Here is a 25,620-nt window from a genome sequence, read left to right on the forward strand (position 1 = left end):
CTTTCACTCTTCCACTCTCATCAAAATATCTTTGCGGAGCACGTAGTCTTCCCTGTCCGCTGGTGGGCTGTTGCCTTCCTGCATGAAGGCAAGGATACGCTCGAGAGCAAAGAAGATAGTATCTATCTTGCCGGACATCACCCGGAATATATTTCCATCGCGATAAACTCCACAACTACGATCATCAAACAGCCCAATGGGCTTCGTCTTTATCGCGAGCTGTGGACCCATAAACTTGTATTTCTGTCGAAAATCGCCCATATACTCTGAAATTTGCTCTTCCATATCAGCGACCTTATGAGAAACGATTTCAGCGTTAATCAGATTGAGAATCCTGCGTGCTTCATTTGAACTATCCGTCCTGCCCAGCGGCGTAAATTTAACGCTCGAAAGTGTATATATCTTGCGATCTTCGGTGGGATATACGGAGCATAGGGGGCCATCGACAAAAGTTACGGCTGGCATATCCTCTCTTGCTTCATAGTATAACAGAATTGTAGGCTCATAATAAGTCTTTATGGGAAGCTTCGAATGATGGCCCCAAGTTGCATCGACTACATAGTCATAGAGATCGCCGTCAACCTCGACTTTAGTGCGGTTAGGCGCAATAGACGAAACTGAATGGTCCAGTACGAGATTCCCGCCCAGTAAGCGCATGAAATAGCGTCTGGATCGTTCAATCATAAGAACACGCTCGTCGACAATCATGGCGCCGTTAATATTTTCTAAGCCGATGCCCTCATGATCTATTTCTCGATAATCTAGTCCTGTTGACGTCATTATCAATTTGTAAGTGTTCCAATCAATAAGACTATTTGTTAGAGGCACCGCATAGATATTCTGCTCAATTTTCTCACTTAACGCAGAATAGCGCTCCAAAAAGCGCAGGTAGCCGTCACGTGACTGAACCCGTGTCCCGTGATGTCTCGCATAATGAAAGCCCATGTGTAGGCGGAACTGGTTGTTTCCAGATGCCTCATGCATGAGTCGACTGTTTTTTTCGAACAGGCGGACCTCGAAGCCCAATGCAAGCAGGCTGCTTGCAATGTGGCACCCGTACCAGCCTCCACCGACAACGGCTACGCGCATGCTCACGGCTTGTTTCCTTTCATATGGAGAGCAACTTGGTGCTATTCATGGATTTGCACCTCTCATCGCCGCAGTGCAAGAATTAGGTCAATCTCTCAACCGGTCTTTCGCTGCCATTCGCTTCCTAATCTGGCCGTGTGCAAAGTTCGCAAAGAATTCCGGTGAGGTATCGAAGTTGGTGCGAGTCGGTTGATTCGTTTGGATTTCGGACATTGAATCATCCAGGTCATACACCTGCTCGTAAGGATAGTAGTCGGCTTCGACTGCTTCCTCAAGAAACTCTGGCGTATCATAAATGCGCAAATCGCTCTTGCCGCTGAGCACCATTTTGGAACTGAGGATTAGTCCCTCCGCGTTGGCGATCCACTTGTACTTTGCGAGGCCCGCTCCCCAATGAGTTATGAAGTAGTCACAGAAAGCCGAGCTTATGAGACTTCGAGCCATCGAGCAGGGTATTTCGTCAAAGATGGTGATGTTGTCGAGCTGGCGATCTGAAACAAATCGTTTGATTTCCCCAACTAACGCCTTTTCCAGGCCTACTATCTTGGGCAAGCCGTCTTCAATCTCGGAGCTTTGCTCATGATAGCTAGTTACGAAAGTATGTGCGGCCGGATCTAGATAGTTGTGCCCATCGAAGATAACTGTAAACCTCCAATCGGATTCACGCGCCAACTTTTTGATCAACTCCATATAGCCTTGCGCTTGACGGATCCAGACGCGGTTCTCGAGCCTCAAACCAATAAGTAGCAGGAAGTTATCCTTCTTCCGTTTTGACATCACCCGCACATATTCGGGATCGAGCGCGCGCGCCACCCTCATGACGCGCTGCGACAAATCCTTTGAGACGCGATAGGACATGAATGGAAAAAAATCTATATCCATCAGCGCCGAGGCTTTCAGGTAGTCGGGTGTGTCCGTGCCATAAGTAATCCGCCCAATATATTCCGGATAGATTTCTGCAATCGGAAAAACCGGCTCACTGCATTGCTTGGTCAGAAACAAATAAGGCTCCCGCTGCTGCGACCTGACATCCTCCACTGAGCTCAATTCACTCCAAATATAGTGACCAAGATGCGCTTCCCGAAATACCAATCCAACTTTGCTAAATCTTTCGGCAGTGCGCGCGCAAAGGACACATCCAAGCCACCGAATGATCAACTTGGCTTTAACATATTGGAAGGACCGAAAATTCATTGTTTGAAGGGTGTGCTGTGAACAATACAGCCTATTGTCGGAGGCGTCCGCCAGCACCACGATGCTTCGGGTGTACCCGGCCATGAGACCAATATAATCATTTTCCGGATCTGAGTTAAAAGCAAAAAATCGCAAATCATCCAAAGGAAGAAACATGTCGAATTCTATATTATTCTCTCCGAATGATTTCGTTCGAATTCGTCCTTCCGACAGATTATGCGGCATAATTGCTTGCGGCTTTGAAGAATAAAAATGTGGAAAGCTGTCGTTTAGCTCGGCCAGGTGTTGCGCGCCCATATCATTGTAGCCCTCACTATGTGTAAATATACATGCTTCCTTCCGGTCTCCCACGTAGATGTATATTACTTTGATGATGTCATATACGTCATCGATGGCGAACTCCAAACCCTGGAGGGAGACGATCTGAGATATTGGCACATAGATCGACTCGAAGTCGCTCGTTTCGACCAAATTGTCCACGAAAGTTTTCAGGTCATACCAGCGCAACGTTAGATCGCTGTTCAACACCCAGTGCGCGCGGCTGTGATGGTCGTCCCTCCCCGCAAACGTAAGGAAGTGGTATTTATTGTCTAAGCTGATCAAGTTGTGCGGTACCCAGCTTTCCTTTATTTGTGGCAGTTCAACGCCGAATTTTAGCGACTTTGTTCCGCCGTCGACACCTAATACCAGTGTGTGTCTGTTTTGCTTGTCGAGCCGTTGGTGGTGCAATATCATGCTTTGCCTTTCGCTTCGTTGCCGGCGGGAGGAAATGGGTACCGTCATATACGTATATTTTGTCATCCTGCAACCGATGCGGTCTGCCCGCCGCTAGACGGTGGATTTGAAAAATATCGAAAGATTTTTGCCTGTTCAGGCCAACCTTATGTTTAGGGCCCTCCGAGGCCCTCAGCCCGCAAGCGGAAAGAAGTCTTACCAAGTGAGGCTCCCGACACACTCTGTCGCGGCCTCCGTGGCTGCCGCGCTGGCATTTCGCTCTCAATCGCGTGACCATAAATCGTAGACAAGGTTAGAGTCTGTCCGAGAATTCCTGAAGAGCGGTTCAATGCGTCTGACGAGGGTCATGATGGATGCTGCATAAAGGAAGGCCTTGGCGGATTCGATTGTCGCTTCCAGGTCCTGCCAGAGCCGCCGGTTTCGGCTGATCCAGGCGAAGAAGCGCTCAACAACCCACCGCTCTGGATGAACGGCAAAGCCGATCTGGTCCTTCGGTTTGCGGACGATCTCGACATCGATAAGTGTTGCATTTTGCGGCCTGTCACCGGAGTTGCCCATGTCGGCAAAGGCCTTTACGACGAATGGGAATGATTTTCGCGACAGCCGCAGAACCTGAACGACACCATCCCGATCCCGCACATCAGCCGGTTGAGGATCGAGCACGAGCGCGCGTCCACCCATATCGACCACCTCTGTTGTTTGCGGCCCTTGATTTTGTTGTCTGCATCGCAACCTTGCGGACCACCACTTTCGGTGGTTTTGACGCTTTGGCCCGTCTAGCACAGCGGCGCTCGGTGAAGCCGCGCGGCAGGTCGGTTCGCGACCCATGATGACGAGGCGGTGACTGATCTCGTGAAGACACGGGTGTTGCGCCAACGGTAGAAATAGCCGCACACCGTGCTATTGGGCGGTAGGTTCTTGGGGGGCGAGACGCCTGGGTATTCCGTTCCGCCTCGCAGAACATAGAAGATGGCGTTGATGATCTCTCGCACTGGCCTGGCTGGCTTACGCCCTCTCTCGGCCGGCCGTAGGAGAAGGGGGGCGATTACCTCCCCCTCCGCATCCGTCGGGTCGGTTTCGTATCGTGGCTGAGTGCGACTACACTGCCGCCGGGTGGTCGGGTCCACATGGCGCTTCCATTCAGGCTTCAGACACCTTCCTGGAATGATCATCGGCCGGATCACTCAACCCCCATTCTCGGACAGGCTCTGAGCACTGCCGATCTAAGTTCCTGTAGGTGATTGGCACTAATCAGGGCGCTAGAACGACTGACCTGCTGGCCTGCCACTCAGCTTTCATCCAGCAGTGAATCGCGCTATTTCGGCCAGGATGCCGAGCCGGGCGCGTTCTTTCAGTTTCCCCATTCCTGTGGGTAGTTTCACCGATCCCAACGGCGACGTGCTCACCCATTCCGCCACCCTTACCGGCGGCGGGGCGCTGCCTGCCTGGCTCAGTTTTGACGCCGCGACCCGCACTTTGTCCGGCACCCCCGGCGCCGGCGACATCGGCACGCTATCGATCGTGGTCACCGCGAGCGACGGCACCGGAACCGCCAGCGAAACTTTCGAACTCGATATCGGCGACAGCGCCGGCGGTGACGACATTTTCGGCACCACAGGCGCCGACGACCTCGCCGGGACGGATGCCGGGGAGAACATCTTTGCGTTTGCGGGCAACGATATCGTCAACGCAGGTGGCGGCGACGATTTCATCGCCGGCGCCCGCGGCGCCGACGAACTCTGGTGCGAAGCGGGTGCCGACACCTTCGCCCACCGCGGCTCTTCTGAATCCACATTCCACTCGGGCTTGTTCGACACGATCATGGATTTCAGCATCGCCGACGGCGACCGGGCAGACGCCAGCGGGATCGATCCCAATTCGAGGTAAGGGGGCAACCAGATGTTCCGCTTCGATACCGACTGTGACGGGGGCCGGCGGCCAGATTCCCGACTGAATTGACGGCGGCAAACCCATGTCTACGGCACTACCGACAGGGATAAGCAAGCCGAGTTCTATCTCGTCGTCAACGGCGAGATCGATCTTGCGGCCAGTGATTTTGTCCTCTGACCGCGCATCTGTGGTTGGTGCACCGTCTGTCGAGAAGTCCGCAAATCTCTGCCAAAACGCTATCCGCGCGCCACCAAAAAGACGGACTTGCTTGGTCCCGGCCAGTGCAGCATGGGCGCAAGACGCAGCATGCCTGACTGACGGTGCGCCCTGTGTCGAGGGAACATCATAGAACACACAGTTTGTGGCGTTTGTCCTCCCCGTTCTCCTGCAAGTGCCGCGCCCGTATGTTTACGACAGAAGGTGCGCCGCCTGCGGCAGTTCTCTTCCACCTCTCACTCGATCGCGAGAGGACTACTCAAATCGGCATCTCGCCGGCTGGCAGCGCACACTGCAGGCCGACCACTTGCTGGACAAATCGATCATGCATCATATGTCGTAGGCGACACGTGGTAAAGTTTGCTTCGATGCCTCTTGAAGATGTTCCGTCCCCTCTCTCCCCATCGCTCGCCTTTACTTCGTCGTCGTTCGTTTAGCGGCGCCGCCGACCCTAATTGCCAACTCTCGCATCAGCCGAGCTTTGGTAGGCTCATCGCCGCGAGCTAACATTTCGTCCAGAGTGCTCCTGAGGATGTTTGGGTCTTGCTCTATGGCGTCACGAATCGATCGTGCCTCAAAGTATTCCTCCCGGGTAAACCCGACAGCTGGATCGGCGCTGTTGGCATCGAAAAACTCAATGCTTTCTTCTGGCACATTAGCAATTTGCCTGAGAAGAGATATTCTTTTATCTTCGCCTGCTTCGTGAAATTCCGCGTAATAAACATCATGCATATCTTCCGCAAGTTTGCGAATGCGATCTGATGTTCCGTTCCTGTCTTTCAATATAGCCAAGCAGAATGCTTGGGATATAACAAGATGCTTGCTTAGATCTAAATCTGACTTACTTGCTGACGCTATCGCAAGATCTGTGGCGGCTCTCAAAGTCTCGATTTCCCGGAGCGCTGGTGCGCCAACCTCCAGTGTACGCTCCAGCCGAGCGACGATTTCGGCGTTCATCGAGCGCCCGTTCTTTTTTGCGACTTTCCTCAATTGTTCGCGCATTCCATCGGGCATGCGGAGCACGAATTGATCCTGTTTTTCGCTGGGGGAGTCGCCGCGTGCCATTCCATTGCTACCCTGGTTTGATGATAGTGATTAACTATTAAAATTCACTTGCGGCAATGATAGCAATTAACTATGACTCGTATGATAGTGAATCACTATTATGAGGGAGCCCATGCAACTAAGTCAACGAGCGGGTCGCTTTCTGGTTCGTCTGCCTGATGGCATGGGTGAGCGAGTCAAGCAGATTGCAACTGAGAACCGCCGTCCCATGAATTCGAAGTTGTTACTGATCATGAGCGATCGCCGCAACGCTCGGCTGGCAATAATGGCTCCGTGTCCGCTCAGGAACCGGTGGAGCATTTTCTTTCTGGAATTACAGGAGAGCCGCAAATGCCATCGATACCTACATCCGAACCGGTCGAACATGTAAGTCGTACGTGGGATCGTCCCGACAACCAGCTAACATGTAAGTGCGTCGGACAGCGCGCAGTGTCGACCGCGCTGATCGAAACGCTTTCGCAGCTTTATGAAGGTGGCCGTTCGGCCGCCCCTCGGCAGCGGCTCGGGACTACCATGCAGACCTCGTGTTTGATCGAGGATCGCGCCAGGGAAACTACTGAACTGGTTGATGACGCGCGCATGATCAACATCGGCGTAAGCGGGCTAAACGCGGGTATGACGCAAGCCACGAAGATCGCTTGGGCGGCGGCACGCGCAATGCATCATTCGCCTTCTCTTTTACTGTTCAGGTTATTGTCGACGACCTCCGGATTGCCACTAATGACCGCCGTCAATAGCGATTTGCAACGACCGCAGGCCGGTTCCGTCATCGCCTCCCATTTCGATCGTATCTGGGGCGGCGTCATGCGGCTTGGAGAGGCAATGCGGGCTCACCTCGACACCAAAGGCGATCACCCGCACCCCCGCCAGGGCTCGACCGCCGGGGCAGGTGCCGAATGAACGCGCCGGACGCTGGCGGCCCGACGGCCGTTACTGCCCAGCCGCGCGCCCGACAGCGTCGGCAGGCAGTTTTGCCGCCGGCCGAACTTGTGGGCGACGACACGCCTTTGACACTGGCAGTCGCCGCCCACTTTGCGTTTCCCGACCAGTCTATGTCCGCTCGGTCACTCCAAGGCGAAATTGATCGCGGTCGCCTGGTTGGCGAGAAGATCGGCGGGCGCTGGTATACCACAACAGGTCATATTCGACGGATGAGAGAATTATGCCGCGCAAATCCAAGGGGCCTCGGCTCTATCTCAGAGAGCGAAAAGGGCGACCGTCCGTTTTCGTCATCCTCGACAGCGGTCGGGGCGAAATCAGCACTGGATGCCTTGAGGCTGACCGTGTCGGGGCTGAAAAAGCACTCGCCGAATACTTAGCGCGGAAATACAAGCCTGATTGGGCGAACAAGGATCCGGCGGTCGTTCTAATTGCCGATGTGTTGAACCTGTATGGGCAACAGGTCGCGCCGAAATTGGCGCATCCCGAACAGGCGGCGGGGCATTTGCTGAACCTCGGCGAATTCTGGGGCGAGAAGACTTGCGATGCGATCGATGACGCGAGTTGCGCTGCCTACACGGCGGCGCGGATGGCCGGGAAGGTCGGCCGGCGTATGGTCAAGGAGCCGACGGCGCGACGTGACCTTGAGACGATGCAGGCGGCGCTGAACTATGCGCACAAACAGCGAAAACTGCTTTATCCCGTGACCGTGACACTGCCGGCGAAATCGCTGCCGCGCGAGAGGTGGCTGACGCGCTCCGAGGCGGCACGCCTGGTTGCAGGGGCCCTGGGCATCGCTCCGGTCGCGTTCGACGCCGTGACTCGACAACCGGTCAAATGGGGACGGGTCCAGAAGCCGGCTTATCATGTCGCACGGTTTATCCTGATCGGCTTCTATTCGGCCACTCGTCACGATGCGATCCTCAATCTGCGCTGGACGCGGAATAGTCGCGGCGGATGGTTCGACATCGAGAATGAAGTTCTCTACCGGCGCGGGGAGCGGCAGCGCGAAACGCCCAAACGCCGGCCCCCGGTGCCTCTTCCCGAGAATCTGTTGCCGCATGCGCGGCGCTGGAAGAGACTGACCACGCAGGGACCGATCGAGTATGCGGGCCGGCTGATCAAGAAAGAGCGGCGCGGTTGGAAGCGCGCGCGTGAACTCGCCGGACTCGGCGAGGACGTGACGCCTCACATTCTGCGCCACACTTGCATCACATGGATGCTTCAACGCGGCGTGCCGATCTGGGAGGTTGCCGGCTTCGTCGGGGCCTCGGAAAAGGTCATTCGCGACACTTATGGACACCATTCGCCTGAGCATATGCCGGCCGCCAAAAGGCGGTTTCGTGGGCAAAGCTTGGGCCGCAAGACTTTAGAAGAAAGGACTGGACGATGAGAACTCAAGAAAACGAAACGATTTCAGGGGATCGAGATGGTGGGCGTGACAGGGATCGAACCTGTGACCCCTTCGGTGTGAACGAAGTGCTCTCCCGCTGAGCTACACGCCCATCTCGTTGAAAAACAATGATAAATCATTGTCCTTCGTGCGGATTGGCGCCTGACTACCAGTTTTCACCGGGCAATGCAAGGGATGTCGGGCGCCAATTGCCGGCAATTCTGGGGGCGCGGCCTGGTGCGCCCAAATCCCCTGTCAACCGCCTTCGAAACCTGTCAGGACGCCGACGGCGTTGGTGCCGATGTCGGCGACGGCGTAGCCGCCTTCCATGACGACCAGCGTCGGCAGGCCGAGCCTGGCGATACGGGCGCCGATCCTGGGGAAATCCTCGGTCTTCAGCTTGAACTTCGAGATCGGGTCCTTCTCATAGGTGTCGACGCCGAGCGAGAGGACGACGACATCGGGCGCATAGGCCGCAAGCTTGCTGCAGGCGTCCTCGAGCGCGGCGTTCCAGGTCTCCCAGCTCGTGCCCCAGCGCATCGGATAGTTGAGATTGAAGCCCGCGCCGGCGCCTTCGCCCGTCTCGTCGGCGTGGCCGAGGAAATAGGGATATTCCTGCATCGGGTCGGCATGGAGGTTGATCACCTGCACGTCCGAGCGACGATAGAAGATCTCCTGCGTGCCGTTGCCGTGATGGTAGTCGACATCGAGGATCGAGACGCGTTTTGCGCCCTGGTCGAGGAACCATTGGGCAGCGACGGCCGCGTTGTTGATGTAGCAATAGCCGGCCATGAAATTGTGGCCCGAATGATGGCCCGGTGGGCGACAAAGCGCGAAGGCTGCCCGTTCGCCGCCATTGACGAGGCTGGCCGCCGTGAGCGCCACGTCATGCGACGACTTGATCGCGTCCCAGGTGCCCTCGACGAAGCCGCAACCGCCGTCGAAGGAATAAAAGCCGAGCTGGCCGTCGATATGTTCCGGCAGCTTGTCGCCACGCAGGCCGCGGGTCGGCCAGGTGAAGGGAAGGGCGGTGCCGGTGCGGCCTTCCGCCTTCCAGCGATCATAGATGGTCGGCAGGAAATCGAGATAGGCCTTGTCATGGACCTTTGCCGCGGTCGCCAGGCTGTGATCGTCGGGTTGGATGACCGGCCCCAGCTTGACCTCATTGAGGCGCGACAGGACGAATTCCGCGCGCGATGGCATTTCGTAGGCCGGCACGATGGCGCCTGCGACGAGCTCGACATTGCCGGAATGGCCATGATGGCGCGGCGAATAGACTGACTTCATGATTGCATACTCGCATTAAAGAAGGGCCGCCCCGCACCATCGGCGGGGCGGCCCCGATGTCGGCGGATGTTACTTCTGCAGCTCGGTCCAGATCTTGGTGTAGAGCGCCTGGACTTCTGGCGGGCAGGTCTGGGACTGCACGCCCTTGCTGGCGAATTCTTCCGGCACCTTGATCTCGGGCGCGTCCTTCATGTCAGCGGGCATGAACTTGTCCGAACCGTCGATGCCGTTTGCATAGCGATGGAAGGAAGAATTCAAGCCGGCATTCTCAGGATCCATCATGAAGTTCTGGAACAGCTTGGCATTCTCGACATTCTGCGCATCCTTGAGGACGGCGAGATTGTCCGACCAATAAACAAAGCCTTCCTTCGGATAGCCGTAGCGGATCGCAGGGTTCTGCAGGCGCTGACGGAAGGCCGATCCGTTCCAGTCGCTCGATGCGGAAAAGTCGCCAGACACCATCTTTTCGATGGTGCCATATTCCATGGCGACCCAGTTGGGCTTTGCGGCCACCAGCGTGTCGCGCACCTTCTTGAGAATGGTGAGATCGCCCGTGCACTTCGTGCCGCCATTATAGAGAACGGCCGCGTCAATGACGTCGTTCATTTCAGGGACGACATTGACCTTGCCCTTGAGCTCGTCCGGGGTCTTGAAGACGATGTCCCAAGTGTTGATGTCGCCCTTGTAGACGTCGGTGTTCACGACCGTGCCGACCGTGCCCATGGCCCACGGAACGGTATAATTGCGACCCGGATCGAAGGGCGGATCGGCCCATTGCTTGGCGACGTTCTTGAAGTTCGGCATCTTGGACGGATCGGTCTCGAGCAGCAGACCTTCCGAAATCCATATCGGCACATAGTTCTGTGACGGAACCACGATGTCAAAGCCGTGACCGCCCTGGCGGACCTTGGCGAGCGCCGTGTCGTTGGAGTCATAGTCGGTGATCGTGACCTTGACGTTGTTTTCCTTCTCGAACTTCTTGATCATGTCGGGGCTGGTATAATTGCCCCAGTTGTAGATGTTGAGCACGCCGTCGGCATGCGCCATCACCGTTGATGCGAACAGCATGGCCGCTGCCGCCAGAATTTTCCTACCCGTTTTCACTGTTATTCCCTTTCTTGTCTTACGCACGTTTTCGATTGATGAAGAAGAAGATGGTCACCGCTGCGATCGACAGAAGCAGGAAGACTGTCGATATCGCATTGACCTCAGGCGTCGTCGCCCGTCGGATCTGGCCGAGCATATAGGTCGGCAGCGTATCCTGGCCGCCGGACTTCACAAATTCTGTAATGACGACGTCGTCGAGCGAAATCACGAAGGCGAGCATGAAGCCGGCGATGATACCCGGCCAAAGCAGCGGCAACGTGATGAAGCGGAAGGCGTTGAACGGCGTGGCGTAGAGATCGGCAGCTGCTTTTTCCAGCGTCGTGTCCATGTTCTCGAGCCGCGCCCGCACGGGAAGATAGGCGAAGGGGATGCAGAAGGCGGTGTGGGCGGCAATCAGAAAGCCGAGCCCAGAATAGCCGGTCCAGATCTTGATGCGCGAGAACACGATCAACAGTGCCACGGCGGTGACGATTTCCGGCACCATCAGGGGCAGGTTGAGGAAAGCATATTTCGCGGTCAGGCCGCGATAACCCGAGGTTCGGGTTGTTGCTATGGCCGCGAGCGTAGCAGCGGCGGTTGCGATCAGGGCTGCGATCACCGCGATCTGTAGAGACCGGATTGCGGCATCAATGACTTGGACATTGTTGATGGCCTTATCGAACCATCGTAATGACAACCCATCCCACTGCGACAGGTTCTCGCCGGCATTGAATGCGAAGATCACGAGCACGGCGATCGGCAGGTAGAGCGCGAAGAAGGCCACCATCGCGATCGCCGTGAAGCCGGTCTGGCGGCGAATGTCGAAACTTCTAGCCATGACTGCGCTCTCCCGAGCCGGCATTACGCACATAGAAGAGCAACGCCACCATGACGATTACCATGAGCGTGATCGAAATCGCCGAACCGAGAGGCCAGTTTCGTCCCTGCCCGAACTGCAGCTCGATCAGGTTGCCCAGCATCATGTTCTTTCCGCCACCGAGCACTGACGGCGTGACATAGGCGCCGAGCGAGGGGATGAAGACAAGGATGGAGCCGGCGATCATGCCGGGTTTCACCAGCGGGATGATAATCCTGCGCAGTACCTGAAACGGCGTCGCATAGAGGTCGTATCCGGCCTCGACCAGCCGGAAGTCCAGCTTTTCCATGCTGGCATAGAGCGGCAGAACCATCAGAGGCAGGTAGACATAAACCATCCCGGCCAGGATGGCACCGTCGGTGAACAGCATCTGGATCGGCGACGAAATCACCCCGAGCTTGATCAGCGCCGTATTGACCAGGCCCTGATTGCGGATGATTTCGAGCATCGCAAATGTGCGGATGAGAAGATTGGTCCAAAAGGGAATGGTGATCAAGAAGACCCATAGCTCGCGCGTTCGCTGTGGCCGCGTGGCGATGAAATAGGCCGTGGGAAAACCGAGAGCGAGCGCCAGCAGTGTTGTCAGGATCGAGAGCTTCAGCGAGCGCAGGAAGATCGACAGATGAGCATCGGCGAACGATAGCGTGTCATCGAAAATATCGCGCTGCAGGAAAACGCCGACCCAGCCGTCGGAAGAGCCACTCCAGATCACATCGCCATAGGGACCCGGCGTCAGGAAGGAGTAAAGCAACACGACCAGCAGGGGACCTGTGGCGGCAAGCAGGATGATGACCAGCGCCGGAGCCGAGAGGAGCCAGCGGTTGCGGATATCCCGCCTGGCTTCGTTCTCGATGAGTTGCTGCTGCGGCGTCATGTCATGCCCTCAGCACGCGGATGGCGCTGGGCGAGAAGGTGACGCCCGCCGCATCTCCGACATTCCGGACGTTTTCCTCGCCAGGTCGGTTCTGTTGGCGGACGGTGAAGATCTCGCCGTCGGGGAGCTTCACGTTGAAATAGGTATCGGTGCCGAAATAGATGATGTCGGAAAGTGCCCCGGTCAGAATCGCCTGCTCGCCCCGTTCGGCGTTGGCGAGCCGCGCATGTTCGGGTCGAACCATGACGGTGATCTCGTCGCCGCTCTTGGCATTGTCAGGTGAAGCGGCGGAAAGTGTGGCGCCGGCAGGCAGTGTGAGCGCGGCATTGCCGCCGTCGATCGCCGTGATCTTGCCCTTGAGAAAATTGGTTTCGCCGATGAAGTCGGCGACGAAACGATTGGCCGGCGTGTCGTAGATTTCGCGCGGGCTGCCAACCTGCAGGATATTGCCCGACGACATGACCGCGATGCGGTCGGACATGGTCAGCGCTTCTTCCTGGTCGTGGGTGACGAAGACGAAGGTGATGCCGGTCTCGGTCTGCAGGCGCTTGAGCTCGATCTGCATCTCCTTGCGGAGCTTGTAATCGAGCGCCGAGAGCGGCTCGTCGAGCAACAGCACCTTGGGCTGTGGTGCGAGCGCCCGGGCGAGGGCCACGCGCTGCTGCTGGCCGCCGGAGAGCTGACTGGTCTGGCGCTTGGCGAATTGCTCCATGCGCACGAGCTTGAGCATCGCGCCAACGCGGGCATCAACCTCAGCCTGCGGCTTGCCGAGCATCTTCAATCCGAAACCGATATTGTCGGACACCGTCATGTGCGGGAAGAGCGCGTAGCTCTGGAAGACGGTGTTGACGGGCCGCTTGTAGGGCGGCATGGCGGCGATGTTCTCGCCATACAACAGAAGCTCGCCTTCCTGCGGAAATTCGAAGCCGGCGATCAGCCGGAGAAGCGTGGTCTTGCCGCAGCCTGAGGGGCCGAGGAGGGTGAAGAATTCATTCTGTCGAATGGCGAGGTTGGCGCCGCTGACGGCAGCGACGCGGTGTTCGCCATAGCCGTAGAATTTCGACACGCCGCGAATTTCGATCGCGTTGTTCGCTGTCATTTTCTAATGCTGTTCCCTGTTATTGCGGCTAGATGACCACAGGGAAACGCGATTGACAATCAGGATTCTAGGCGGTCGTTCAACAATTTCGCGACGGTAGGGATCGGAAAAGGCGATGCCGGCCATATGACGACGCGACGAGTTGCCAGCTCCGGCAACTTAAGGCGGCACTGGCTTGCCCGCTGCGATCAGGCCTCGAAGGTCACCCGTCCGCCACAGATCACGGTTCGTGGGCGGATCGCATGGATCCGCTCCGGCACGACAGCTTCGATATCGCCATCCAACATCGTGACGTCGGCGAAATAGCCCTGCTTCAACATGCCCTTCCGATCCTCGGCGAATTCGGCATAGGCGCCCTCGATCGTATAGGCTGCAATGGCCTCCATCAGCGTGAAACTCTGGTCGGGGTCGCTGTCCTGCCACGTCTTGCGCGTCATGGCAGCCTCGATGCCTTCGAGCGGATCGATCGGCGAGACGGGCCAGTCGGAGGCGAAGGGGATATGGGCGCCGGCGTCCTTGAGGGTGCGCCAGGCATAGGAATAGGGCCAGCGGTCGCGGCCGATCATCGACACGGTCGGTTCGAGCGGAAGGCCCATCGAGCCGGGCGGATGCGGCGGCTGCATCGAGGCGATGGCGCCAAGCTCTTTGAAACGATGGATATCGGCGGGATGGATGACCTCGACATGTTCGATACGATGGCGGCTGTCGCGTGCGCCATTGGCGTCGCGGGCGGCTTCGTAACCGTCGAGCACGGCGCGGACCGCGCCATCGCCGATGGCGTGAACGGCGATCTGCAGGCCGCGGCGGTCGATTTCGATGGCGGCCGCCTTCATCTCGTCAGGCGTGAACAGGCTCTGGCCACCGGTCGAATCCGGCTTGTTGGCATAGGGCTCGACCATGATTGCGGTCCAGCTGTCGATCACGCCGTCATAGAACATCTTGACGGTGCCGGAGCTGAGGAAATCCGAATTGTATTTCTCCACCATCTTCGATGCCTTCTCCAGCATGGAGAGCGGCATGAAATTCTTGAGATGGAACGGGACGCGGACGCGGAGCGGCAGGAAGCCGTCGCGCTTCTCGATCTCGGCCAAGAGTTCGAGCTGATAGAGATTGCCGTCCATGCATTGCAGGGAGGTGAAGCCGTGGCGGGCGCAATAGTCGAGCCCGCGGCGCATCACCGCGATGTCCTTCTCGTAGTCCGTGCCGGTGGGATAGGGATCGGGCTCGCCGCCTGTGGCGAGACCGAGGCGGTAGCGATCGAAGCCGGCGGCTGACTGCAGAGGGCCAAAGGCCTCCATTTCGCGCAGTTCGCCCGTGGCGAGGCCATCCTCGCCCATCACAACCTCGTTGCCGGGGCCGAGTTCCTTGCCACGCAGCAGGCCGGCGAGTTCCAGCGCCTTGGTATTGGCCCAGGCCGTGTGGTGGTCGGGTGCGAAGATCGCGAAGGGGCGGTCGGGGAGGATGCGGTCGAGATGGTGGCGGGTGACGCGCTCGTCGCCTAGGATCGTGTAATCGGCACCCTGACCGAACAGCACCTTCTCGTCGGGCATGTCGGCGGCATAGGCACGCGCCGCAAGCTCAAGGGCTTCGTAACCCTTGATGCCCTTGAGCTGGAGGTGATCGAGTTCGGCCGAGCCGGAGAAAAGGTGGAGATGGTTTTCCGAGAGGCCGGGCAGCACGGTGTTGCGGCCGGCATCGATGACACGGGTATCCGCCGTCTTCAGCGCTTCCACCGCCGCGCGGCTGCCAACGGCGGCGATCCGGCCGTCCCTGAGCAGGATGGCCTCGGCGCGGGGATTGGCCGGGTCCATCGTCAGGATCCTGGCATTGGTGATGAGGATGGGCGAGGGCATGGACATCAGAATTTCCGCTGGGCTTATGTCAGGAGAAGGTCGATCTCGGAGTCATCGAAGCCGAAACGGGCCATCAAGGCGCGATGTTCCGGTGTGCCGATGAAGCGTTCGAGGATGGCGCCGACCGAGCGGCAGAGGGCCTCGTCGTGGCGAGCGAAACCAAAGGAGCCGCGGGCGGGGAGCTTTTCACTTGCGGGAACGCTGACCACATCGAGCGACAGCTCCGGATGCTGGGCCAGGAAACCTGTGTGGGCGCGGGCGACGCTGGCATAGGCATCCACCGCCCCGGTCGCCACAGCATCGGCAGCCTGCTCATAGGTATCGAAAATCTGGAGCCGATCGGCACCGACGCCGAAGTCCAGTGCCGCCTGGTGCTGCACCTGGCCTTGGATCGCGGCGACCCGAATGCCTTTCGCTGCCGCTGACCGATAGCCGACCAAGCCGAGGGGATTGCCCTTCGCGACCAGTAGACCATCCGGCAGCGCCCAGATCGGGCGGCTGAAAAGCGCGTAGCGCTTTCGTTCCTCGGTTGCGAAGAGGCCAGTCGTCATCTGCCAGCGGCTCTGGCCGAGCCCCGGCAGCAGCTCCGCGAATTCCGCTTCGACCGGCTCGAAGGGCTCGCCGAGCTCTTCCAGCACATAGCGCGCCAATTCGACGTCGCAGCCTGTGACGGTGCCATCGGCGTCGCGGTAGTTGAAGGGGGGCTCGATGAGATAGGCGAATTTCAAGGCGGGTCTCAAATTCTCGGCAGGTAGGTCCGGTAGTCGAAGTCCGATACGGTGCGCATGAAGGTCAGTGCTTCCTTACGCTTCGTGTCGGCATAGAGCTTCTGATATTGCTTGCCGAGCAGGTCGCCAACGAAGTCAGACGCCGCAAATTCCTCGACGGCCGTCAGGAAATCGTGGGTAAGGCGGTCGCACGCCTCCGGACCGCCCGTCGGGTTGGTGTCGGGGCCGGGATCGAGGTCCTGCTCGAGGCCGAGCAGCATGCCGCCGAGCATCGCGGCGAGCAGGAAATACGGGTTGGCATCGGCGCCGGCGACGCGATGTTCGACGCGTGCGGCGGGACCGTCGCGTTCGGGGATACGGATCGCGGTGCCGCGGTTGCCATAGCCCCAGTTGACGTCCACCGGGGCGAAAGAACCGGGCTGGAAACGGCGGTAGGAATTGGCGAAGGGGGCGAAGAGAAGCTGGGTGGCGCGCATCGTCCTCAGCATGCCCGCGGTGATGGACTTGAGCTTGACCGGATCGCCACCCCTGGCGTCGAGGATATTGGTGCCGGATTTGTCGATGATGCTGGCATGGACATGGAGGCCCGAACCCGCCTGGTCGGAATAGGGCTTGGCCATGCAGGTCGACTTGAGCCCGAATTTGCGGGCGGCCTGCTCGACCACGCGCTTGAGGTAGACACAGTCATCGGCGGCGGCCAAGGCGTCGGGGCGATGGTTGAGATTGACCTCGAATTGTCCCGCGCCGAACTCGGCGGTGGTCGCATCGGCCGGGAGGCCCATGGCGTCCGAGTAGGCGCGCACCGTCTGGAGATACTCGCTCATATTGTCGACGGCATCCATCTCGTAGAGCTGGAAGCCGTTCTTGTCGCCCATGCAGGTGAGCGCTGCCGGCGGCATCGGGATGCCGGTCTCGCGGCTCTTGCCGTCCATGACGTAGAATTCGAGTTCGGTCGCCACGACCGGAGTGAGGCCGAGCGCGTCGTAGCGCTTGAGGACTTTCGCCAGCATGCCGCGCGGGTCACAGAAGTGCACCTCATCGGACAGCGTGTGCATCGTCGCCAGCATCTGGCTCGAGCCTTCGGGGGCCCATGGCATGGCGACATGGCTGCGCTTGTCGGGGATCACCTTGCCGTCGGGGTCGCCGAGCGTGAGCGAAATCTGCGTCAGGTCGTCGTTGTCATCGCCCCAGATGTCGAGGGACTGAGTGGAGGCGGGAAGCCGCACCGCGCCGGACCAGATCTTCTTTTCCGCATCCGGCGGCAGGCGCTTGCCGCGCAGGCGGCCGTTCATGTCGACGAGAAGGATTTCGATATGCGCGGGCAGGGCGGCATCGCTGAGGGTCCCGGCCTTTTTCGGTTGATTCATGATGCGAAATGGCTCGCTTTTCGAGATTTTTGGGCCGGACGGGCAAATTTTTGCCGGTGGCTTGCCAAAATGATCGGGCAAGGTCATGTTCGTAGCCGAATTCAAGCCGCCTTTCAATCAGGCCGGACGACCCGCGGAATGTATCCCGGGGCGGCCCAAAACTGCGGCGTCAGGGGAGAAGTTTCATGTCCAGACCGGCCACCGCGCTATCCAATCTCGGCGCCATCGACGCGGCCCACCACATCCATCCCTTCAGCAACATGAGCAAGCTGAATGCGACGGGTAGCCGCATCATCGAGCGTGCCGAGGGCTCCACGGTGTGGGATACGACGGGCAAGAAATATCTCGACGCCTTTGCCGGCCTCTGGTGTGTCAATATCGGCTATGGCCGTTGCGAGATCGCCGATGCCGTGGCGCGGCAGATGAAAGAACTGCCCTACTACAATCTGTTCTTCGGCACGACCACGCCACCCGCGGCGCTGCTGGCCGAGAAGATCACCGCCCACACCAACGGCAAGCTCAACAAGGTGTTCTTCACCGGTTCGGGCTCCGAAGCCACCGACACATGGTTCCGCATGGCGCGCGTCTATTGGGCGGCCAAGGGCCAGCCGCAGAAGAAGCAGGTGATTGCGCGGAAGAACGGCTATCACGGCTCAACGGTGGCCGGTGCCAGCCTCGGCGGCATGAAATACATGCATGAACAGGGCGCGCTGCCGATCGAGGGCATCCACCATATCGGCCAGCCCTACTGGTATGCCGAGGGCGGCGACATGACGCCGGATGAGTTCGGCCTCAAGGTCGCGCGTGAACTCGAGGCGAAGATTGACGAGCTCGGCGAGGAGAATGTCGCGGCTTTCGTCGCCGAGCCGATCCAGGGTGCGGGCGGGGTCATCGTGCCGCCGGACAGCTACTGGCCGGAGATCATCAAGATCTGCCGGGCGCGCAACATTCTGCTGGTTGCAGATGAGGTGATCTGCGGTTTTGGTCGCACGGGTAGCTGGTTCGGCCACCAGCATTTCGATTTCGTGCCCGACATGGCGCCGGTGGCGAAGGGACTGTCGTCCGGTTACCTGCCGATCGGCGGGGTGCTGGTCAGCGACCATGTCGCGGATGTCATCACGGCGGACGATTTCAACCACGGCTACACCTATTCCGGCCATCCGGTCTGTGCGGTGGCGGCGCTGGAAAATCTCCGAATCATCGAAGAGGAGAAGCTGGTCGACCGGGTACGCGACGATATCGGACCCTACCTGGCCAAGGGGCTGGCCGGCCTGCTCGATCACGATATGGTCGGCGAAGTGCAGTCTGTCGGCCTGATGGCGGCGGTACAACTCGCCAAGGACAAGAAGACGCGGACCCGCTTCGAGAAACCCGACGAGGTCGGCACGCTGGTGCGCAATCATTGTGTCGAGGCGGGTCTCATCCTGCGCGCCACCGGCGACCGCATGCTCGCTTCCCCGCCGTTGATCATCACCCACGAGGAGGTGGATTTCATGATCAAGACGCTGCGGAACGCGCTCGACGCGACGTGGCAGAAACTGAAATAGTCCTGACACAGCGTGTCGCTAGGAACAGCGGACTGCGCCTCGGAGAAGCTCATGAAATTCATCCACGTCACCGACCTTCATCTCGTCCAGGAGAATGAGGTTCTCTGGGGTCTCAAGCCGATCGAGACGCTCGATGCCTGCCTGGCAGATATCGCCAAACATCATGCCGATGCCGCCTTCGTCGCCATCACCGGCGACCTTGCGGAGCGGGGTGAAGTGGCCGCCTATGAACTGCTCAAGCAGCGGCTTGCGACGCTCGACCTGCCCGTGCTGCTAATGCTCGGCAATCATGACGACCGTTCGAACTTCAAGCAGGTCTTCTCCGATGTTCCGCTCGACTATGGCGGCTTCGTGCAGCAGGTGCGCGAGGAACATGGGGGCGTTTTCCTGTTCCTCGATACGCTCAAGGGTCCGCCGTCTTCGGCGGGGCTTTACACGCCGGAGCGTCGGCAGTGGCTTACGCAGCAGCTCGACAAGGCCGCGGGCAAGCCGGTCTATCTCTTCATGCATCATCCGCCTTTTTCGATCGCGCATGAACTGATGGATAAAATCATGCTCGATGATCCGGAAGAGTTTGCAGCGCTGCTGCAGGGGCATGACGTCAAGCACATCTTCTTCGGCCATGGCCATCGCGCGGTCAGCGGCGTGTGGCGCGGCATCAGCTTCTCGGCGCTGCCGTCGCTCAACCACCAGCTTCCGCTGGTCGGCGGCTCCGTGGAGACTGTCTATTCGCATGAGCCACCGGCCTATGCCGTGGTGCATGTGACGGGCGAGGGGATCATCGTCCACAACGATGCCTTCTATGACCGCAGGCCTGCCGCGATGGCCAAGGATGCCGAACGGGGCACTTGGTATTGATGCATGCCTTTGCGGCAGGATCGGCGGGCACTAACTCTCTCCCGATACTTTGGAGGACGTCATGGGTTTGAAGATATTGCTGGCCGGCGAATCCTGGTCGTCAATCGGGTTCCATCTCAAGGGCTATTCGATTTACACGACCGGCGGCTATGAAGAGGGCGGCAAGCCGCTGATCGATGCGCTCACGAAGGAAGGCCATTCGGTCACCTATATCCCGAACCATCTCGTGCCCTCGACCTTTCCGAATACCGTGGAAGGCCTCAGGGACTATGACGCGATCATTCTCTCTGACATCGGGGCCGACACCTTCCTGCTGCATCCGGAGACGCTGACCAAATCGATCCGCAGGCCGAACACGCTCAAGGTGATGGGCGAGTACGTCGCCCAGGGCGGGGGACTCCTCATGGTTGGCGGCTTCATGAGTTTTTCCGGTTTCGGCGGCAATGCCTGCTATCACAACACGGTCTTCGCCGATGTGCTGCCGGTGAAGATGCTCGGCTATGACGATCGCGTGGAGTGCCCGGAAGGGATTAATCCTGACGTCGCGGCGCAGCATGCGGTGCTGGATGGCATTGGGAGCGACTGGCCGCATTTCCTCGGCTATCAGCGCTTGATCGCCAAGCCGGGCGCGGAAGTGCTGCTCAGGGCAGGCGATGATCCATTCCTGATACTGGGCTCACATGGAGATGGCCGCGTGGCGGCTTTCGCATCGGATTGCTCGCCGCATTGGGGGCCGCCGGAATTCGTCGGCTGGCAGCACTATTCGCGCTTCTGGTCGCAGCTCGCGAACTGGCTCGGCGACAAGAGCTAGCGAAGCCGTTTGACCGAAGCGCGCTCGACGAGTGTCACGGGTAGTCGGATGAGCGGGTTCGACAAGTCGTCGGCCATGCGTTTCATCAGAAGCTCGAAGCCGATGCGACCGATCTCCTCGACCGGCTGGTGGATGGCGGTGACTGGGGGGTCGAGCAAAGAGAGCGGGCCGACGTCGTCATAGGTAATAATGGAAATGTCGGTACCGAAGCGCTTGCCGCGCTCTCGCACGAGTTCCGCCATGCCGTACATGACCTGGTCCGAGCCGATGAAGATGCCTGTCACTTCGGGGTAATTGTCGAGCAGCATGGCCATGGCAGCGCGGCCGTAATCCATCGTGTAATGCCCAAAGAGTTCCACGACGATCTCGCCGTCATGGGCTGCGACCTCATCGCCAAAGCCGCGGGCACGTTCTCGCGAGGTCATGATGTTGCGCGAGCCGCCGACATAGGCGAGCTTTCGGTGGCCGCGCTCGATGAAATGGCGAGCCGCAAGCTGGCCGCCCAGGAGATTGTCGCCGAAAACCTTGGGAACTGTGGTGCCTTCGACATCCTCATCCATGACAATGATGTTCCTGTTGGCATCGATCGCCTGGCGCAGGGCCTCGTGTTCATCGTGGTGATTGGTGGTGAAGAGCAGACCATCGACATGATTGCGGCGGAGGCGCTCGATATAGTCGAGTTCGCGGCTCTGGCGGTTGACGCTGGAGCAAAGCATCAGGCCAAGACCGGCCTGGCCGGCGTGGTGCTCGACGGCCGCGGCGAGCCGCGCGAAGAATGGGTTGGAAACATCGGGCACGACGAGGCCGATCGTGTCGGAACGGCCGCGGCTGAGGCTCCGGGCATGCGGGTTGGGGCGGTAGTTGAGCGCGGCGATCGCGGCATTGATCCGCTCGGCCGTCTCCTGCGGCAGATTGAGCGAGCCATTGAGAAACCGCGACACGGTCGCCGGCGACAGGCCGGCGGCGCTTGCGACATCCTGCAATGACGGCGGTTTTGCCATGATGTTCTCCCTTAGAGGAATCATAGCATTCCGGCACCGCGTTTGACACGCGAAGGATCGGGTTATCCCTTATGGCGTGGATAAATATCCGCCCCTGCGCCTCCTCATCGCGGCGAACGGCGGATCGATGGAGGTGAGGCGGTCATGCAAATTTTCTCCGCCATATGGCGAAGATACTGGCGGGGGCCACCGAGGGGACTTGCCTGCTTCATCCTTAGGCTGGCGTCAGGACCTTGCCCGGATTCAGGATGCCGTTCGGGTCGAGCGTTTTCTTGATCGCCCGCATCAGCGCCAGCTCTTCCGTGCTACGAGAATAGCGGAGGAAATCGCGCTTGAGGACGCCGATGCCATGCTCGGCGGAAATCGATCCGGCGAAATCCCGCACCACGCCATAGGTGATCTCGTCGATGGCATGCAGGGTCGCTTCGTCGGAGGCTCCGACAGACACCGCGACATGCAGGTTGCTGTCGCCCATATGGCCGAAGAAGGCGATGTGGGAGTCGGGATAATTTACCCGTAGCGCCCTCTCGCAGGCTTCGGCAAAATTGCCCAGCTGGCCGACGGTGATGGAGACGTCGAAATTGATGAGGTCAGGCAGGCGGTCGTAGGCGGCGCCTTCGCGGACCGCCCAGAACTGGCGGCTTTCCTTTTCCGACTGGGCGATCAGGGCATCCTCGATCAGGCCTTCCTCGAACATGGCGCCGAGGAAGGTCTCGAGGGCTTCGTTGTCCGGCGTTCCGGATTGTTCGATGATGACAGCGAACGGATGGCTGTGATCAAAAAGCTTGAAGCCTTCGCCCGTGCTCGAGAAACTGAAATAGCTGTCCCACATGATCTCGAAGGCGGTAAGCCCGACAAGGCCTGCCTGGGCGCGGGCGAGAAGCTGGACCGCATTTTCGTAGCTTGGCAGTGCCACCAGCGCCGTAGCCTTGCCCACGGGTAGCGGCTGGAGGCGGATGACCGCGCGGGTGATGACGCCGAGTGTGCCTTCTGAGCCGACGAAAAGGTGCTTGAGATCGTAGCCGGTATTGTTCTTGCGCAGGCGATTGAGCGAGGAAATCACCGTGCCGTCCGCCAGCACGGCTTCGAGGCCAAGGATATTGTCGCGGGTCACGCCATGGCGGATGACGCGGATGCCGCCGGCATTGGTGGCGATATTGCCGCCGATCTGGCAGGAGCCGCGGGAGCCGAGATCGATCGGCAGCAGGAAGCCGGCCTCTTCTGCGGCGCGCTGGGCGACCTCAAGTACGGTGCCGGCTTTCAATGTCATGGTGCCCGCCGCGGTGTCGATTTCCTCGATGCCGGAGAAGCGGTCGAGGGAGAGGACGAGAGAGTTCTCGACCGGATTGGCGCCGCCGGCCAGTCCGGTCATGCCGCCCTGCGCGACGACGGGCATGCGATGGTCGTTGCAGATGCGGAGCGTCGCAGAGATCTGTTCGATGCTGATTGGCCTGACATAGGCGATCGGCAGGAGGCGACCGGAGAGACTGGCGTCGCTGCGTGACTTCGCGGGAATGCGATCCCCGGTGAGTAGGGTACTGTCGTCGAGCGCCCGCGAAAGGGCGGTGAGGAAGGCAGGTGTGTCAGGCATTCGCGGCCTTGTCAGGATCGTGCAGGAAGTTGTGCAGGTCGCCGAGCCTGGGGCATCCGAGCTGCCACATCGTGCCGCGCAGTTCCAGCTTCAGCACGTCGATCAGATGAGCGGGACCCTCGTCGCCGATCGCCGCCACCGAGAAGATGAAGGGGCGACCGAGGAAGACATAGTCGGCGCCGAGGGCGATCATCCGTGCGATGTCGAGGCCGGAGCGCACGCCACCATCGACCATCACCAGCGCATCCGGCCCCAGCCGCTTGCGAACGTGCGGCAGCATCGAGACGGAGGAGGGGGCCGCGTCGATCTGGCGGCCGCCATGGTTGGAGACGATGATGCCGTCGGCGCCGAGCGCCATATAGGTTGCGGCCTCTTCGGGGTCGAGCACGCCCTTGACCAGCAGCTTGCCCGGCCACTGGTCGCGGATCTGCCTGAAGCGGTCAGCGGTGATGTGGTTGGAAAGGACGGAGCCGAGGAAGTCGTAGAGTTCCCTGGTCGAGGCACCCTTCGGCGCGTAAGGCGTTAGGTTCTCGAAATGCGGGATACCGTGCCGGGCAAGGCGCAGCAGCCAGTGCGGGCGCATAGCGGCGTGATAAACCGTCCGCGCATCGAAATTGGGCGGCACCGAGAGGCCGTTGCGGATGTCCTTGTCGCGGCGGGTGACGCCGGGAATGTCGACGGTGACGACGAGACCCTCATAACCGGCGCGTTTCGCCCGCTCGATCATGTCGGTTTCCATCTTCGCATCCTTGGGCGGATAGAGCTGAAACCAGCCGACCGGGCCGGAATGGGCCTTCATCGTCTCGAGGCTCTGTGTCGCATGCGTCGAAAGCACGTGGAGCACGTTGTGCTGGCGCGCGGCCTTGGCGATCGGCGGCTCGCAGCCTGGCCATTGCAGGCCGGCAAGGCCGACAGGCGCCACGCCGAAGGGCGCGTCCAGCTTCTGGTCGAAGATCGACGTCGTGATGTCCGGCTGCTGCGCGTCGCTGAGATAGCGCGGCATGAACTGTATCTTCTGAAGATCGTCGGTGTTGCGCCGAACGTTTTCCTCCAGTCCGATGCCGCCGGTCATATACTCCCAGGCAAAGCCCGGTATGCGCCACCGGGCCTTGTCCTTCATGTGCGGGATCGAGGGAAACCGCTTCTGAATATTCGCCAAGTCGTCCTCCGCGAGGCTTACGCAGCCTCGCGACGGAGGGCCTGCGCCATGCAATGAATGCCGCCGCCCGTCTTGGAAATCTCGCTCGTATCCACCGCGGCGACCTCGAAGCCGCGCGCCTTCAACTGCTCGATCAGAACCCGCGATGACGTGGGGGCGATGACCTTGGCATTGCCGAGCGACATGAAGTTGCAGCCGAGCGCCATCGTATCCTGGAAGGGCACATCGACGATATCATGGCCCTTATCTTTCAGCCAAGCCACGATCGCGGGGTCGGTGCAGTCGAGGCAGACGGCGGTCAGCTTCTCGGCGATCGGCACGACCATCAGGTCGATATGGACATAATATTCGTCGATGAAGGCGAGGCGGGTTTCCCAGCCTTCCTTGTCGAACCACTCCTTGACCTGGCGGGCGCCTTCCTCGTTGGTGCGGGCGCCGCCGCAGCCGATCAGCACCACTCCGTCCTCGATGACGTTGAAATCGCCGCCTTCGAAGGTGCCGGCGGTGACCATGTCATAGATCGGCAGGCCGAGCTTTTCGAAGGTGCGGATCGCGGCATAGTTCTCGCCGCGGCGCCAGAACTGCGCCATCGCCGTGATGATCATGCCATAAGGCGTCATGACCGCGCTGTCGCGGGAATAGACCTGCATCGGCAGTTCCGGCGACGGCTCGTGCCAGTGGATCTTCACATCGAAGTGCTCATAGGCCGAGACCAGTTCCTTGTGCTGGGCCTGGGCGGTCTGGATGTTGCAGGGATTGTCGCGCAGGTGCTTTCTCGACAGCGAGGAAGTCGCGAGGTGACGGAGATAGGCGGGCGAACCGAGCAGCACGTCGGTCAGCTTGTCGGTCTCGTTGCGAAAACCCCAGCCCTTGAGGCGCGGTGTCTTGCCATTGGGATTGCGGCGCTGGAGCGAGAAGGGTTCGTCGGTGAAAGTGGGCTGGAGGTTCATGTTCGGTCTCC

22 protein-coding genes, 1 tRNA gene and 1 pseudogene are annotated in these 25,620 nt (G+C 59.5%); 7 read left to right on the top strand and 17 right to left on the bottom strand.

What is annotated here, in order from left to right:
• Positions 1–3: 3 nt before the first annotated feature.
• From AC2YI2_RS14120 to AC2YI2_RS14130, 3 genes and pseudogenes are all read right to left on the bottom strand, one after another.
• On the bottom strand, positions 4–1,089 hold the full coding sequence (locus AC2YI2_RS14120) for an FAD-dependent oxidoreductase (protein WP_487387252.1): 1,086 nt from the start codon (positions 1,087–1,089) through the stop codon (positions 4–6).
• Positions 1,090–1,176: 87 nt separating this feature from the next.
• Positions 1,177–3,084: a hypothetical protein gene (locus AC2YI2_RS14125; RefSeq protein ID WP_487387109.1), complete on the bottom strand. Its 1,908-nt coding sequence runs from the start codon at positions 3,082–3,084 to the stop codon at positions 1,177–1,179.
• A gap of 195 nt (positions 3,085–3,279) precedes the next feature.
• Positions 3,280–4,190, bottom strand: a pseudogene (locus tag AC2YI2_RS14130) (IS5 family transposase).
• A gap of 133 nt (positions 4,191–4,323) precedes the next feature.
• On the opposite strand from AC2YI2_RS14130, the gene AC2YI2_RS14135 reads away from it, so the two are divergent.
• Positions 4,324–4,905, top strand: coding sequence for a putative Ig domain-containing protein (locus tag AC2YI2_RS14135; protein ID WP_487387110.1), 582 nt, complete (start codon positions 4,324–4,326; stop codon positions 4,903–4,905).
• 633 nt (positions 4,906–5,538) lie between these two features.
• On the opposite strand, the gene AC2YI2_RS14140 is transcribed toward AC2YI2_RS14135, so the two are convergent.
• Positions 5,539–6,189, bottom strand: coding sequence for an Arc family DNA-binding protein (locus AC2YI2_RS14140; RefSeq protein WP_487387111.1), 651 nt, complete (start codon positions 6,187–6,189; stop codon positions 5,539–5,541).
• 112 nt (positions 6,190–6,301) lie between these two features.
• On the opposite strand from AC2YI2_RS14140, the gene AC2YI2_RS14145 reads away from it, so the two are divergent.
• The 3 genes from AC2YI2_RS14145 (at position 6,302) to AC2YI2_RS14155 (ending at position 8,521) form a co-directional block, all read left to right on the top strand.
• Positions 6,302–6,559 (top strand): Arc family DNA-binding protein, encoded by a 258-nt coding sequence (locus tag AC2YI2_RS14145; RefSeq protein ID WP_487387112.1) that lies wholly within the window; start codon positions 6,302–6,304, stop codon positions 6,557–6,559.
• A 59-nt stretch (positions 6,560–6,618) separates the two neighbouring features.
• Positions 6,619–7,089, top strand: a complete 471-nt coding sequence (locus tag AC2YI2_RS14150; protein ID WP_487387113.1) for a hypothetical protein — start codon at positions 6,619–6,621, stop codon at positions 7,087–7,089.
• A 262-nt stretch (positions 7,090–7,351) separates the two neighbouring features.
• Positions 7,352–8,521 (top strand): site-specific integrase, encoded by a 1,170-nt coding sequence (locus tag AC2YI2_RS14155; protein ID WP_487387114.1) that lies wholly within the window; start codon positions 7,352–7,354, stop codon positions 8,519–8,521.
• Positions 8,522–8,558: 37 nt separating this feature from the next.
• On the opposite strand, the gene AC2YI2_RS14160 is transcribed toward AC2YI2_RS14155, so the two are convergent.
• From AC2YI2_RS14160 to AC2YI2_RS14200, 9 genes are all read right to left on the bottom strand, one after another.
• A tRNA-Val gene (locus AC2YI2_RS14160) sits at positions 8,559–8,633 on the bottom strand.
• Between the two features lie 143 nt (positions 8,634–8,776).
• Positions 8,777–9,808 (bottom strand): histone deacetylase family protein, encoded by a 1,032-nt coding sequence (locus tag AC2YI2_RS14165; RefSeq protein WP_487387115.1) that lies wholly within the window; start codon positions 9,806–9,808, stop codon positions 8,777–8,779.
• Between the two features lie 69 nt (positions 9,809–9,877).
• Positions 9,878–10,876 (bottom strand): ABC transporter substrate-binding protein, encoded by a 999-nt coding sequence (locus tag AC2YI2_RS14170; RefSeq protein ID WP_487387116.1) that lies wholly within the window; start codon positions 10,874–10,876, stop codon positions 9,878–9,880.
• Between the two features lie 55 nt (positions 10,877–10,931).
• Positions 10,932–11,732 carry an ABC transporter permease gene (locus AC2YI2_RS14175; protein ID WP_487387117.1) on the bottom strand — a complete coding sequence of 267 codons (801 nt, stop codon included), beginning with the start codon at positions 11,730–11,732 and terminating at the stop codon, positions 10,932–10,934.
• Complete coding sequence (locus tag AC2YI2_RS14180) at positions 11,725–12,645, bottom strand: ABC transporter permease (RefSeq protein ID WP_487387118.1); 921 nt, start codon at positions 12,643–12,645, stop codon at positions 11,725–11,727. The genes AC2YI2_RS14175 and AC2YI2_RS14180 overlap by 8 nt, the downstream gene beginning before the upstream one ends.
• A 1-nt stretch (position 12,646) precedes the next feature.
• Positions 12,647–13,744 (bottom strand): ABC transporter ATP-binding protein, encoded by a 1,098-nt coding sequence (locus AC2YI2_RS14185; protein WP_487387119.1) that lies wholly within the window; start codon positions 13,742–13,744, stop codon positions 12,647–12,649.
• A 188-nt stretch (positions 13,745–13,932) separates the two neighbouring features.
• Positions 13,933–15,603 (bottom strand): amidohydrolase, encoded by a 1,671-nt coding sequence (locus tag AC2YI2_RS14190; protein WP_487387120.1) that lies wholly within the window; start codon positions 15,601–15,603, stop codon positions 13,933–13,935.
• A 17-nt stretch (positions 15,604–15,620) separates the two neighbouring features.
• A complete protein-coding gene (locus AC2YI2_RS14195; protein WP_487387121.1) occupies positions 15,621–16,325 on the bottom strand; it encodes a transporter substrate-binding domain-containing protein in 705 nt (234 codons plus the stop codon).
• An 8-nt stretch (positions 16,326–16,333) separates the two neighbouring features.
• A complete protein-coding gene (locus tag AC2YI2_RS14200) occupies positions 16,334–17,692 on the bottom strand; it encodes a glutamine synthetase family protein (RefSeq protein WP_487387122.1) in 1,359 nt (452 codons plus the stop codon).
• A 185-nt stretch (positions 17,693–17,877) separates the two neighbouring features.
• Here AC2YI2_RS14200 and AC2YI2_RS14205 point away from each other — a divergent pair, with 185 nt between their 5' ends.
• From AC2YI2_RS14205 to AC2YI2_RS14215, 3 genes are all read left to right on the top strand, one after another.
• On the top strand, positions 17,878–19,239 hold the full coding sequence (locus AC2YI2_RS14205; protein ID WP_487387123.1) for an aspartate aminotransferase family protein: 1,362 nt from the start codon (positions 17,878–17,880) through the stop codon (positions 19,237–19,239).
• Positions 19,240–19,290: 51 nt separating this feature from the next.
• Positions 19,291–20,097, top strand: a complete 807-nt coding sequence (locus AC2YI2_RS14210) for a phosphodiesterase (protein WP_487387124.1) — start codon at positions 19,291–19,293, stop codon at positions 20,095–20,097.
• A gap of 61 nt (positions 20,098–20,158) precedes the next feature.
• The gene (locus AC2YI2_RS14215) at positions 20,159–20,908 is read left to right on the top strand and encodes a glutamine amidotransferase (protein WP_487387125.1); all 750 of its coding nucleotides are present in this window, start codon (positions 20,159–20,161) and stop codon (positions 20,906–20,908) included.
• Here AC2YI2_RS14215 and AC2YI2_RS14220 read toward each other — a convergent pair.
• From AC2YI2_RS14220 to AC2YI2_RS14235, 4 genes are all read right to left on the bottom strand, one after another.
• Positions 20,905–21,909, bottom strand: coding sequence for a LacI family DNA-binding transcriptional regulator (locus AC2YI2_RS14220; RefSeq protein ID WP_487387126.1), 1,005 nt, complete (start codon positions 21,907–21,909; stop codon positions 20,905–20,907). The two genes, AC2YI2_RS14215 and AC2YI2_RS14220, sit on opposite strands and share 4 nt — an antisense overlap.
• A gap of 214 nt (positions 21,910–22,123) precedes the next feature.
• Positions 22,124–23,500, bottom strand: coding sequence for an FAD-binding oxidoreductase (locus tag AC2YI2_RS14225; RefSeq protein WP_487387127.1), 1,377 nt, complete (start codon positions 23,498–23,500; stop codon positions 22,124–22,126).
• Positions 23,493–24,659 (bottom strand): alpha-hydroxy acid oxidase, encoded by a 1,167-nt coding sequence (locus AC2YI2_RS14230; RefSeq protein WP_487387128.1) that lies wholly within the window; start codon positions 24,657–24,659, stop codon positions 23,493–23,495. The genes AC2YI2_RS14225 and AC2YI2_RS14230 overlap by 8 nt, the downstream gene beginning before the upstream one ends.
• A gap of 17 nt (positions 24,660–24,676) precedes the next feature.
• Positions 24,677–25,609: a dimethylarginine dimethylaminohydrolase family protein gene (locus AC2YI2_RS14235; protein WP_487387129.1), complete on the bottom strand. Its 933-nt coding sequence runs from the start codon at positions 25,607–25,609 to the stop codon at positions 24,677–24,679.
• Positions 25,610–25,620 lie beyond the last annotated feature (11 nt).

The organism is Rhizobium sp. SRI_017 (genome assembly GCF_057586295.1).